This is a genomic window from Variovorax sp. YR752 (genome assembly GCF_943372545.1).
In genome coordinates this window covers 1-12,401 of sequence record NZ_CALRZC010000238.1, presented here as the reverse complement: position 1 = coordinate 12,401, position 12,401 = coordinate 1, and the positions used below count along the sequence as shown (strand labels likewise).

Here is a 12,401-nt window from a genome sequence, read left to right as displayed (position 1 = left end):
CTCGGCGATCCGCTCGCCTTGCTTCCATCGATTCCATATCTCCCGCTGCTGCGCAGCCGACGGATGAACTCGCTGACCTGTGCTCTTCGTCAATTAACACCTCGATTCGTCGCTGAAGTGTTGCATCGACGGGTTGAGCCCGCCGGAGGCCGCAGGCCGGGGGACATTCGCGGAGGGAAGTACCCAGTGCCATGCGCACGCGCCCTGAACAAAGAAAGCAGAGCAACAAGATGAATTGGCAAGAACAACGCCGCTGGAACGAAGTCAACGAAGGCGACACGTTGAACCCCGTGCCCTTCCCCCTCACCGTCTACCGCCTCGTGATGGCCGCCGGCGCCAACCGCGACTTCAACGCGATCCATCACAACACCGAGCACGCGCAATCGACCGGCGCCCCCGAGATGTACGCCAACGTCCTGCTGCTGCAGGGCATGTGGGAACGCACGATTCGCGAGTACATCGGCACCGCCGGCGTGCTGCATGCCATCCGCGGCTTTCGCATGAAGTCGTTCAACACCGCGGGCGACACCGTCACCGTGCGTGGCCAGGTCGAGCGCAAGTGGATCGACGACAGCGCCGATGCCGCGCACCGCCACCGCCTCGACCTGCGCCTGTGGAGCGAGAACCGCCACGGCGTATCGGTCGGCCCCGGCCTCGCCGTCGTGAGCCTGCCGCTCTGAATCATCGCGCCAAGACAGAAAAACCATCGGAGACAAGACAGACATGCACCGCAGCAGATTCACCCGCCGCCGCGCCCTCGCGCTGGCAGCCGCCCTGGCCACCGGCAGCGCCTTCGCGCAACAACAAGCGACCACCTGGCCCGACAAACCCATCCGCATGATCGTTCCCTACGCAGCGGGCGGCGGCACCGACGTGTTCGCGCGCATCGTTGCCGAGGGCCTGGGCAAGCGACTCGGCCAGAGCGTCATCGTCGACAACCGCCCCGGCGGCAACGGACAGATCGGCATCACCGCCGTGCAGCGCGCACCGGCCGACGGCTACACCGTGCTGTTCTCGCTGACCTCGATCATCCAGAACCCGCTGCTGTACCCCAACGCCGGCTTCGACCCGTTCAAGGACTTCGTGCCCGTCTCCGAAGCCGGCCGCCTGCCCATCGTCTTCACCGTGAGCAACAAGCTCGGCGTCGACACGCTCGACGGCTTCGTCAAGCTCGCGCGCGCCGCGCCCGGCAAGTACTCGTACGGCTCCTACGGCAACGGATCGAGCGCCCACCTGTACGCCGAAGTGCTGCAGGACGCCGCGGGCATCCAGCTGCTGCACGCGCCCTACAAGGGCGAGGCGCCGGCCATCACCGACCTGCTCGGCGGCACCGTCGATGCCGTGGTCGGCACCGCACGCGCCCCACTCGCGGCCGGCGTGCCCACCTTCAAGGAACAGGGCTTCGCCGGCATGGAGTCGGTTGGCTGGTTCGGCATCTACCTGCCCGCGGCCACCATGCGCGCGGATCACGCGCGGTGGAAGCAGGTGATTCAGGCCAAGAACATCAAGCTCGATTGAAGCAACCCGCCATGACACGTCTTTCCTCCATGCTCGGCATTGCACTCGCGGCCTTGTTCGCCCTGCCCGCCGCCGCGCAACAGCCACCGGCCGACTACCCCTCGCAACCCGTCACGCTCGTCGTGCCCTTCCCCGCCGGCGGCATCACCGACAACATCGCGCGGCTGGTCGCGCAGGAACTCGGCACCGCCTGGGGCAAGCCCGTCGTCGTCGACAACCGCGTGGGCGCCAGCGGCACCATCGGCGCCGCCGCCGTCGCGCGCGCCCCGAAGGACGGCCACACCGCCCTCTTCACCGTCACCACGCACGTGCAGATGCCCGCGCTGCAACGCAAGCTTTCGTACGACGCGGTGAAAGACTTCGCGGCCGTGTCGCAGATCGGCATATCGACCTCGGCACTCGTCGTGACGCCCGATGTGCCCGCCAAGACGCTGGCCGAACTCGTCACACTGCTCAAGGCCGAGCCCGGCAAATACGCGTACGGCTCAACCGGCGTGGCGACCACCTCGCACATCTACGGCGAGCGGTTCAAGAAGGAAGCCGGCGTCGACATGCCGCACGTGCCCTACAAGGGCGCCGCGCCCATGGTGACCGACCTGCTCGGCGGCCACATCCGCGTGGCCGTGCTCGACACCGGCACCGCCCTGCCTTACCTGCAAAGCGGCAAGCTGCGCGCGCTCGCGGCACTGGGCACGCAACGCTCGGCCACGCTGCCGCAGGTGCCGACCTTCCAGCAAGCGGGCTACACGGGCTTCGAGCCCTATGCGTGGATTGGGCTCTTCCTGCCGGCCGGCACGCCGCAGCCGCGCGTGGACAAGATGTCGAAGGCCGTCGCCGCCATCATCGCCAAGCCCGAAGTGCAAAAGAAGATGCGCGACATGAACATCGAGCCCGTGGGCAGCACGGCCGCCGAATTCTCCGTGGTGCTGCGCCAGGACGCCGACACCTGGAAGCGCGTGATCGACAAGACCGGCATCCGCCTGGAGGACTGACCGATGACACCCCCTCCACTTTTTCGCGGCGCCCTCGAAGGCGTCAAGGTGCTCGACCTCTCGTCCGTGGTGCTCGGCCCGCTGGCCAGCCAGATGCTGGCCGACATGGGCGCCGACGTCATCAAGGTCGAGGCGCCGCAGGGCGACCTGGCCCGCTCGGTCGGGCCTGCGCGGCACAAGGGCATGTCGTCGCTGTACCTGTCGTGCAACCGGAACAAGCGCAGCCTCGTGCTCGACCTGAAGCAGCCCGCCGCGCGCGAGGTGCTCGACACGCTGGTGCGCGGCAGCGACGTGCTCGTGCATTCGGTGCGCACCGACGCAGCGGCGCGCATCGGCATCGACGCGGCGCGGCTGCATGCACTCAACCCGCGCCTCGTGAGCGCGCACGTCAAGGGCTTCTCGGACGAGGGGCCGTATGCGGGCCTGCCGGCCTTCGACGACATCATCCAGGCCGCGTCGGGCCTGGCGCAGCTGCAATCGATCTACACCGGCGAGCCGCGCTACATGCCCGCGCTCGTGGCCGACAAGACCACGGCGCTGTACGCGGCGTACGCCATCGTCACCGCGCTGTTCCACCGCGAACGCAGCGGCCAGGGGCAAGCGGTCGACGTGCCGATGTTCGAGACCATGACGGCCTTCAACATGGTGGAGCACCTGTGGGGCCACACCTTCCAGCCGCCCATCGACGACATGGTCTACGGCTCGATCCGCTCCGGCGTGCGCAAGCCTTTTCGCACGGCCGACGGCTACATCGCGCTGGTGCCCTACACCGACGCGCAGTGGCTGCGCTTCTTCGAGGTGGTGGGCCGCCCCGAGCTGCGCGAAGACGAACGCTTTGCCACGCTGGCCGCGCGCGTGCGCAACCACACGGTGGTGTTCGGCGAACTCGAACGCGCCACCGGCGCGCGCACCACGGCCGAGTGGGTCGCGGCGTTCCGCCAGGCCGACATTCCGGCGATGCCGATCCAGACGCTGCAGCAGCTGCCCGACGATCCACAGCTGAAAGCCAGCGGCCTGTGGCACGACGCCGAGCACCCGACCGAAGGCACGCTGCGTTTTCCCGGTGTGCCGTTCACGCTGTCGGCCACGCCGGGCGGCGTGCAGCGGCTGGCGCCGTCGCTGGGGGAGCACACGGATGAGGTGTTGGGGGAGTTCGGGTTCGAGCAGGCTGCGGTGGATGCGCTGGTGAGCGCGGGGGTCGTGGCGCGGGCCGAGTGACCGCCCGACCCGCCTACTTGAACTGGCCGTCGGCTGCGGAGATCCGCAGTTGCTCGGCGCGCTGATTGTTGAGCTCGGCCACGCACGCCGCTCGCCGCATCTCGAGTGCGTTGCCGATCGCCGTTCCGCCCACGGACTTGGCGTAGGCGCAGTGGTCTTCCCGGTACTTGGCGAACGATTTTCTCGCGGCGGCCAGCTTGGCCTTGGAGGCTGCGATGTAGGGAGGCTCGATATCCCACTTGCCGATGGCGCGCAGCAGGTTCGCTTCGGCACGCTTCAAGTTGGTCTCGCTTTCCACTTCCTTCTTGTCCAGGCATTCACGGACGTCGGCCATCGAGAAAAACTCATTCCCGCATGCCAGCCGGATCGCGTATTCGCTCTGCACCACACGGGACGCACGGGACGGCGCTGCAATTGCAGACACGCTGCAGAGAATCGTCGCCACAAGAATTACCGAACGCATGTTCATTCCCTTCCGCTGAGCACGAGTGACAGCGTTGTATTGATCTTCGTCCTGTACGTGGCGTCGCCGCCGCCGTTGTACCGCCCCACGAGCAACGCCGGCGTCATGGGCCGCCAACCCACGATGACGCGTTGGAGCACGGCCTTCTGGCACTTCAGGACTTGCCCGACGCGCAAGGTACCGGCCGTGGGGTTCAGCCTTGTCATGACCTCGGTGGTCGAGCCGTTGGCGCGTGCGATCTTGTCGAGGCTGTCTCCAGGCTGGACGGTCACCTCAAAAACCGAAGACCCCGCGGGCGACACGCTGCGGTGCTCGTAGTACGCCGCCTTCATCAGAAGATAGCCGATGCCAGCCCGGATGTTGTGCGACGGAACCGTGCGAACAGACAAAACGGTCAGTCGCTCTTTCCAGATTGGCGGAAGGATGAGGTCACCACCCTCGTTGCCGGAGAGCAGTGCATCCATGCCGGCGTCGCCGACAACACCGATCTGCATCGGCTTGATGAGCCACTGGGGATTGCCCGCCCCGGACTCGACCCACACCATCGCCTTGACGACCCGCCAATCCAACGGCACGTACCCGGTGGTGGTCGCCAGGTGCTGGTTGAACTCACTGACAGCGGTTCTGATCTCTCGGTCCCAGATGTCCCACTTCGGATCTCCAGGTGCGCGAAGGATTCCCTCTTTCCACTTGTCGAACCCGCTCTTCGGCGCTGCTTGTGTAGCCACAACCACTCCCCTTTTTGATCGTTTCTTTTCGGTCCAAACGATTCTGCGCAGGGGGCGGCAAAGCGCCAGTGATGTGTAAATTTCGCGCCGCATGTATCGCGCATTTACAGGGCCGCCGAACACACCTGTGTGCCCAGCCCCGCGCGATAAGCGCGGGCGCTTGCAAACAGGCTCTATTCGAGCTTCAGGTTCATGTCCTTGATCAGCCGCGACCACAACAGGTTCTCCCGCCGCACCGCCGCCATCAACTCACCCGGCCCTTCACCCGAAGGCTCGAGCCCCAGGCCGATCATGCGTTCCTGAAGATCGGGCTGTGCCACGGCCTTTCGCACCGCGCCGGCCAGCTTGTCGATGGCCGGCTGCGGCGTGCCCGTGGGCGCGAAGAAGCCCCAGAAGCCGCCGTGCTCGTAGCCCTTGAAGCCTTGCTCGGTGAAGGTGGGTATCTGTGGTGCGAGCGGCATGCGGCGCGTGCCGAACACGCCGAGCAATTTCGCGCGGCCCGACTTCGCGTGCGGCAGCGCTTCGCCCATGGTGACGAAACCGCCCTGCACCTGGCCGCCGAGGATGTCGATCATCAGCGGCGCGCCGCCCTTGTAGGGCACGTGCGTCATCTGCAGGCCTTCGTCGCGCATCAGCTTCTCGCCGTAGAGGTGGCCCGACGAGCCCTGCCCCGCGGAGCCGAAGCTCAGCTTGCCGGGCTGCGCCTTGGCCATGGCGACGAACTCGCGCATGCTCTTTGCAGGCACGCCCTCGCCCACTGCGAACACGAGCAGGCCGTAGTTCGACAGCGACACGGGCGCGAAGTCCTTGAACACGTCGTAGCCGGGCTTGGCCATCAGCAGCGGCGCGAGCACGAAGGAGTTGACGGCGAACAGCAGCGTGTGGCCGTCGGCCGGCGCCTTGGCCACGAAGGACGCGGCAATGGCGCCGTTGGCACCGGGCTTCGGGTCGATGAGCACCGGCTGGCCCAGCGGCTTGGCGATGCGTTCGCCGATGGTGCGCGCGATGCCGTCGACCAGCCCACCGGCCGCCGACGACACGATCACCTTGATCGGCTGGGTCGGGTAGGCGTCGGCCGCTTGCGCTTTCGGCAGGGCACCCAGCGTGGGGGCCAGCAGTCCGCTCGCGCCCCATTGCGCGAATCGACGTCGTTGCAGCATGAAGATGTCTCCTGTTGATTCTTTTGAAGATGAAGTTCTGCTCAGCCGGCGGCGCCCCACACGGCCAGCGCATCGAGCGCCTCGACCGTGCGGCCGTCCACCCGCAGCGGGTTGACTTCGAGCGAGACCAGCTCGGGCCCGAGTGCGAGCGCGGCGTTGCCGATGGCGGCCACGGCTTCGGCGATGGCGTCGCGGTCGGCCGCGGGCGCGCCGCGCCAGCCGTCGAGCAGGCGCGCACCGCGCAACTCGGCCAGCATGTCCTTCACCTCGGCCGGCGTCACGGGCAGCAGGCGCAGGCTGGTGTCACGCAGCGCCTCGACCCAGATGCCGCCGAGCCCCACGGCAAGCGCCGGGCCCCACTGCGGATCGCGCACGGTGCCGACGAACAGCTCGAGCCCGCCTTGCCGCATCGGCGCGACCAGGATGCCGTCGATCTCGGCCTCGGGCCGCGCGGCACGCACGCGCGCATCCATCGCCTGCCAGGCGGCACGCACCGCGTCGGCGCCTTGCAGGTTGAGCGCCACGCCGCCGACCTCGGTCTTGTGCGCGATCTGCGCCGAGGCGATCTTCAGCACGACCGGGCCGCCGATTTCTTCGGCGAAGCGCGCGGCTTCGTCGGCGCTGCGTGACAGCCGAACAGGCACCACGGGCACGCCGCGCTGCGAGAGCCAGTCGAGCGTCTCGCGCTCCGAACGCAAGGGCTGCGTGGGCGGGGTGGCCGGCACGGCAGCAGCGACACCTTGCGCGTGTTGACGCCGGCGCAGCGTTTCAGACCAGCGGTGCACCGCACCCGCCGCACTCATCGCGTGGTGAATGCCGCAGGCGATGTGCCGGATGCCGGTCTCGGCGATGAGCTCGCGCGATCGCTCGCTCACCTGCATCACGTAGTGGCTGCAGACGATGGCCGGCACCGGGCTGGCGGCCAGCCCACGCGCCACCTGCGCGAGCACGGCGCGGTTGAGCGGCGTGTCGTTGGCCGGTGCGTTGGGCACGTCGGCCACGACGATGGCGGCGCCCAGCGCGGGGTCGCGCACCAGCGCGTCGAGCGCGTGGCCGAACAGCTCGGGCTGCAGCATGGCCGCGCCGGTCACGTCCAGCGGGTTCTGCGGCGTGCCGTAGCCCGGCAGCACCTCGCGCAGCGCGGCCTCGGTGGTGGGCGCGAGCGGCGTGAGCACCAGGCCTTCTTCTTCGGCGCGCTCGGCAAAGATCTCGCACATGCCGCCCGACATCGACACCGCCGCGAGCCCGCCGGCCGCGAAGGGCCCGGTCATGCTGGCGAAGGCGGCGGTGAACACCAGGTCTTCGATGGAGCGCACACGCATCAGGCCCAGGCGCTGGCACATGGCGTCGAACACGCGGTCGTCGCCCACCAGCGAGCCGGTGTGGGCCTGCGCGGCCTGCGCCGTGATCTCGCTGCTGCCCATCTTCAGCACGACGATGGGCTTGGCCACGGCCAGCGCGCGCTCGGCCGCGACGGCAAAGCGCTGCGGGTCGCGCACGGTCTCGGCGAACACCGCAATGGAACGCGTGTGCTCGTCGTCCACCAGGTAGTCGATGACCTCGGCGATGTCGATGTCCGACTCGTTGCCGGTCGACACCATGCGGCTCAGGCCGATGCCGTGCACCTGCGCCATGAACGACAGCTGCCCCGCGAGCGCGCCGCTTTGCGACACGATGCCCAGCGTACCCGCCGGCAGCGGCTCACGCAGCGAGGCGGTCCACACGGCCGAGCGGTCGACGTAGTTGACGAAGCCCAGGCAGTTGGGCCCGAGGATGCGCAGGCCGCGCGATCGCGCCTTGGCCGTGAGCTGGTGCTGGCGCTCGCGGCCTTCCTCGCCGGCCTCGGCAAAGCCCGAGCTCAGCAGCACCGCGTTGCCGATGCCCGCGCGCTGCAGGTCGGCCAGGGCGTCGTCGAGCGCGTCAGCCGGCACCATGAGCAATGCCGTGTCGACCGGCTCGCCGATGGCCTCGGCCGAGGTGGCGGCCGCGATGCCATGGAAGCTGCCGCCGCGCCGGTTGACCGGGTAGAGCTTGCCCGCGTAGCCCAGCGTGCGCAGGCTGGCGAGCGCCGCGTTGGACCACACCGAGCGCTCGGTGGCGCCGACGAAGGCGATGGCCTTCGGGTGGAGAAAGCAGTGAAGGGAAGAGGAAGAAGAAGTCATGGCAGGAAAGAAAGGGGGTCGCGTTCGCGGGAAGGGCTTCGTCGTGAACTTCAGTCGTCGAGCTTGATACGCAGGTCGCTCACGAAGCGCTTCTCGTCGGCATAGGTCTTGTGCGCCCAGGCCGTGTACGCGGGGCTGTCCATGTAGAACTTGACGTAGTCGTTCAGGTCGAGCGTGCGAACGAACTCGGGGTCGTCCACGGCCTTGCGGAAAGCCTCCTGCAGCGCCTGCACCACCTTCGGGTCCATGCCGCGCGGGCCGGCAATGCCCCACGAGCCGTTGGCCACCACGTCGTAGCCCAGCTCCTTCACGGTCGGCACGTTCAGCCGCGTGGGCGAGCGCGCCTCGTTGAAGGTGGCCAGCAGGCGCACGCGCCCGCCCGCCACGGCGGCGCCGAAGCCGGCCTCGGAGACCGCGTCCACATGGCCGCCCATGAGCGCGTTGTACAGCTCGGCCGCGCCCTTGAAGGGAATGAAGTTGAACTTCACGCCGGCCAGTGCGGCCAGCCGCTCCATCGACACGTGCGAGGTGCCGCCGCGCCCGGTGGTGCCGTACGACACCTCGCCCGGCTTGGCCTTGGCCGCGGCCAGCAGCGCGTTCAGGTCTTTCCACGGCGCGTCCTGGCGCACCGTGATGCCCAGCGTGGCGGCCGTCACGTTGGCCACGTAGGTGAAGTCGGTGGCCGGGTCGTAGCTCACCTTCTGCAGATGCGGCAGCCGGTACAGCGAACTCAGCATGAGCGACAGCGTGTAGCCGTCGGGCGCGGCCTTGCGCGCCATGGTGGTCGGCGCCAGCGTGGCGGCCACGCCGGGCTGGTTGAGGATCACGATCTGCTGCTTCAGCTCGCGCGAGGCCGCCAGGGCCAGCGCACGCGCCTGCACGTCGGTGGCGCCGCCCGCGGGGTAGGGCACCAGCAGCGTGATCGGCTGCTTGCCGAACAGGCCCTGGGCGCGCGCCATGAAGGGCAGCGCGGTGCCCGCAGCGGCAAGCGCGGCGCCACCGAGCAGGCGACGGCGGGTGGTGTCGGTAAGGACGGTGAAAGAGGAAGTCATGGCGCGTCTCCGGTCGGTCGTTCGGTCGAATCTGTCGTTCTTCGGCGATGGTCGCGCGCAGCCCGGCGACGGTCACCGTCGCTTCCGACGACTTTGGCCGCCACGGCGCTTTCGATCCCGTCGCTTCCGACGATGCCGGCGCGGCGCGGCCCTTCCATACTCGGCGCACAACAACGAACCGACCGACGGAGACCGCAGCTCATGGACCTCACCCAGCCCCTGCACAAAGCCCTGCAGGAACGCCCCGGCGCCACCGCCCTCGTGTGCGGCGAGCGCCGCAGCACCTTTGCCCAGTTCGTCGACCGCGTGGCGCGGCTCGCGGCCGTGCTGCAGTCGCTCGGCCTGCAACCCGGCGACCGCGTGGGCCTGCTGGCGCTGAACTCCGACCGCTACGTGGAGTACCTCTACGCCACCTGGTGGGCGGGCGGCGTGATCAACCCCGTCAACATCCGCTGGAGCGCGCGCGAGGTCGCGTACTCGCTGGACGACTGCGACACGCGCATCCTGCTGTCCGACGCGCACTTCGGCGCCGTGGCGCAGCAGCAGCGCGAACTCTCGCGCTCGCTGAAGACGCTGGTGCACTTCGGCGACGGCCCCGCGCCCGAAGGCATGGCCGATGCCGAGGCGCTCATGGCGCAGGCGCAGCCCGTGCCCGATGCGCGGCGCGGCGGCACCGACCTGGCCGCCGTGATGTACACCGGCGGCACCACCGGCCTGCCCAAGGGCGTGATGCTCACGCACGGCAACCTCTACAGCGGCCAGCTCTCGGCCAACATGGCGGCCACGCGCCCCGCCGAGGCCGTGGGCCTGAACATGGCGCCCATGTTCCACGTCGGTGGCGCCGGCCTCACGCTGCAGCTGATGATGCGGCTGTGCACGCAGGTCATCATTCCGGCCTTCGACGAAGTGAAGGTGCTGGAGGCCATCCAGAACGAGCGCGCCAGCGAGACCTTCATGGTGCCCACCATGCTCAAGCGGCTCATCGAGCATTCACGCTTTGCCGAGTTCGACACCACGCCGCTGCAGCTCGTGCTGTACGGCGCCGCGCCCATCGACGATGCGCTGCTGCTGCAGGCCATCGACAAGCTGCCGCGCGCGGGCTTCTGCCAGCTCTACGGCATGACCGAGCTGTCGCCCGTGGTCACCGTGCTGCCCACGTGGTGCCACCACCCCGACCAGCCGGCCGCGCGCCGCCGCTCGGCCGGGCGGCCCGTGCCCATCGCCGAAGTGCGCATCGTCGACACCGAAGGCCGCCCCGTGCCCAACGGCACCGTCGGCGAGATCGCCGCGCGCGGCCCGATGGTGATGGCCGGCTACTGGAACAAGCCCGAGCAGACCGCCGAGGTGTTGCGCGACGGCTGGATGCACACCGGCGACGGCGGCGTGATGGACGCCGACGGTTTCGTCTACGTGGTCGACCGGCTCAAGGACATGATCGTCAGCGGCGGCGAGAACATCTATTCGGCCGAGGTCGAGAACGCCATCACCCAACTGCCGCAGGTTTCGATGTGCGCCGTGGTCGGCGTGCCCGACGACCAGTGGGGCGAGCGCGTGCATGCCGTGGTCGTGCTGCGCGCCGGCGAAGCCCTGAGCGCCGAGGCGCTGGTGACGCACTGCAAGACGCTGATCGCCGGCTACAAGTGCCCGCGCAGCGTGGAGTTTCGCGCCGAGATTCCGCTGTCGCCGGCGGGGAAGATGCTCAAGTACAAGCTGCGCGAGCCGCACTGGGAAGGGCGCGCGCGCAAGGTGGGGTGACGCGCCGGCGGGTGTGTGCGGATGTGTGCGGGTGTGTTTCACCTGCTTGGGGTATGGTGGCGGGCCGCCACCTGCACCTGCACCTACTGCGACATGCACCGCCGCCTCCTCGCTCTCGCCCTGCCCTGCTTTCTGCTCCTTGGCCTGTCGCCCGCCTTTGCGAACGGCAGCCTGCAGTGCGATGGCCGGCCCTACGCGGTCGAGATCCAGTTCAGCCTGTCGACCGGCCAGCTGACCGAACTCATCGTCGCGCGCACCGGCCCGGGCACCGAGGGGAGCGAGCGCTTCACCCTGCAGCAGCGCTTCGTCGACCATCGCCAGCAGCTCATGCGCGTGCGCGGCACCGGCCTCGAACGGCCTCAGGTGGCCGTGGCGCTGCGCGTAGCGGGCGCGACGGGCACGCTCAGCTACCGCGGTGCGCAGTACGAGCTGCGCTGCAGCTGGACCGCGCTGGGCTGATCGACCTTTCACTCTTTCCATGCCGCAAGACCGCACCCTTCTCTATGCCGGGCGCGGGTTCGAGGTGGCGCATGTGCGCCTGCACGCGCCGCTGGGGCCCGCGTGGAGCGACCTGTACACCGTGGCCTCGCCGCGCGTGGTCTTCCCCATCGGACGCACGCGGCTCGACGTGCGCTCGGGCGACCACACCTGGCTGACCGACGCGCTCACCGCCATCCGCTTCGGCGATGCCACCGCCTACCGGCTGCGACCCGAGACCGCGACCGTGCGGCACAGCCTCGTGGTCAGCGGCCACGCATCGGTGAGCCCGGCCCACGGTGCAAGCGCGGCGGGCGTGAGCGTCTGCCTGCTGACGCCGCAGGCGCTGTACCGCATGCACGCGGCGCGACGCCAACTGCCGGACACCGACAGCGCACAGGCCGCGGCCCTGGTGGCCGCGCTCGTCGCCGAACTGGGCCGCGCGCCGCATCAGGTGCCATGGCACGGCGCCGTCGCGCGTGCACGGCAACTGCTGCTGTCCGAAGGCAGCGGTGCGGGCGCGCGGCATCTCTCGCTGGACGAACTGGCCGAGGCCGTGTCGCGCTCGCCCTTTCACCTGGCGCGCCGCTTCCGCCAGCAGACCGGCCTGAGCCTGCACCAGTACCGCCAGCACCTGCGGCTGGCGTCGGCGATGGAGCGGCTGGCCGACGGCGAGCGCGACCTCGCCGGCCTCGCGCACGACCTGGGCTACTGCAGCCAGAGCCACCTGGGCGCCGTGTTCCGGCGCGCCGTCGGCGTCACGCTCGGCGACGCCCGCCGCGCGCTCGGGCCGGCCGGCGCAGGCGCACGAATCTGATAGCTTTCGCGCCGCCCGGGCTACAGACTGGCCCGATGACGACATCGCCTCGCACCCTC

The 12,401-nt window shown here is 69.2% G+C and carries 12 protein-coding genes; 7 read left to right on the top strand and 5 right to left on the bottom strand.

Going from position 1 to position 12,401, the window contains the following annotated elements; genetic code table 11:
- Nucleotides 1-230 precede the first annotated feature (230 nt).
- From AAG801_RS34620 to AAG801_RS34605, 4 genes are read left to right on the top strand one after another with little or no spacing between them, the layout of a single operon-like run.
- Nucleotides 231-680 (top strand): hypothetical protein, encoded by a 450-nt coding sequence (locus tag AAG801_RS34620; protein WP_341892490.1) that lies wholly within the window; start codon nucleotides 231-233, stop codon nucleotides 678-680.
- Nucleotides 681-723: 43 nt separating this feature from the next.
- Nucleotides 724-1,518 (top strand): tripartite tricarboxylate transporter substrate binding protein, encoded by a 795-nt coding sequence (locus AAG801_RS34615; protein ID WP_341892489.1) that lies wholly within the window; start codon nucleotides 724-726, stop codon nucleotides 1,516-1,518.
- An 11-nt stretch (nucleotides 1,519-1,529) separates the two neighbouring features.
- Nucleotides 1,530-2,510, top strand: a complete 981-nt coding sequence (locus tag AAG801_RS34610; RefSeq protein ID WP_341892488.1) for a tripartite tricarboxylate transporter substrate binding protein — start codon at nucleotides 1,530-1,532, stop codon at nucleotides 2,508-2,510.
- Between the two features lie 3 nt (nucleotides 2,511-2,513).
- Nucleotides 2,514-3,728, top strand: a complete 1,215-nt coding sequence (locus tag AAG801_RS34605) for a CoA transferase (RefSeq protein WP_341892487.1) — start codon at nucleotides 2,514-2,516, stop codon at nucleotides 3,726-3,728.
- 13 nt (nucleotides 3,729-3,741) lie between these two features.
- On the opposite strand, the gene AAG801_RS34600 is transcribed toward AAG801_RS34605, so the two are convergent.
- From AAG801_RS34600 to AAG801_RS34580, 5 genes are all read right to left on the bottom strand, one after another.
- Nucleotides 3,742-4,197 (bottom strand): lysozyme inhibitor LprI family protein, encoded by a 456-nt coding sequence (locus AAG801_RS34600; protein ID WP_341892486.1) that lies wholly within the window; start codon nucleotides 4,195-4,197, stop codon nucleotides 3,742-3,744.
- A complete protein-coding gene (locus AAG801_RS34595) occupies nucleotides 4,194-5,012 on the bottom strand; it encodes a LysM domain-containing protein (protein WP_341892485.1) in 819 nt (272 codons plus the stop codon). The genes AAG801_RS34600 and AAG801_RS34595 overlap by 4 nt, the downstream gene beginning before the upstream one ends.
- A gap of 80 nt (nucleotides 5,013-5,092) precedes the next feature.
- Nucleotides 5,093-6,079: a tripartite tricarboxylate transporter substrate binding protein gene (locus tag AAG801_RS34590; RefSeq protein ID WP_341892484.1), complete on the bottom strand. Its 987-nt coding sequence runs from the start codon at nucleotides 6,077-6,079 to the stop codon at nucleotides 5,093-5,095.
- 41 nt (nucleotides 6,080-6,120) lie between these two features.
- A complete protein-coding gene (locus tag AAG801_RS34585) occupies nucleotides 6,121-8,241 on the bottom strand; it encodes an acetate--CoA ligase family protein (protein WP_341892483.1) in 2,121 nt (706 codons plus the stop codon).
- 50 nt (nucleotides 8,242-8,291) lie between these two features.
- Nucleotides 8,292-9,293 carry a tripartite tricarboxylate transporter substrate binding protein gene (locus AAG801_RS34580; protein ID WP_341892482.1) on the bottom strand — a complete coding sequence of 334 codons (1,002 nt, stop codon included), beginning with the start codon at nucleotides 9,291-9,293 and terminating at the stop codon, nucleotides 8,292-8,294.
- 201 nt (nucleotides 9,294-9,494) lie between these two features.
- Between AAG801_RS34580 and AAG801_RS34575 the strand changes: the two genes are divergently transcribed.
- From AAG801_RS34575 to AAG801_RS34565, 3 genes are all read left to right on the top strand, one after another.
- Complete coding sequence (locus AAG801_RS34575) at nucleotides 9,495-11,048, top strand: long-chain fatty acid--CoA ligase (RefSeq protein ID WP_341892481.1); 1,554 nt, start codon at nucleotides 9,495-9,497, stop codon at nucleotides 11,046-11,048.
- Nucleotides 11,049-11,141: 93 nt separating this feature from the next.
- The gene (locus AAG801_RS34570; RefSeq protein ID WP_101490391.1) at nucleotides 11,142-11,507 is read left to right on the top strand and encodes a hypothetical protein; all 366 of its coding nucleotides are present in this window, start codon (nucleotides 11,142-11,144) and stop codon (nucleotides 11,505-11,507) included.
- Nucleotides 11,508-11,526: 19 nt separating this feature from the next.
- A complete protein-coding gene (locus AAG801_RS34565) occupies nucleotides 11,527-12,342 on the top strand; it encodes an AraC family transcriptional regulator (protein WP_341892480.1) in 816 nt (271 codons plus the stop codon).
- The last annotated feature ends 59 nt before the right edge of the window (nucleotides 12,343-12,401 follow it).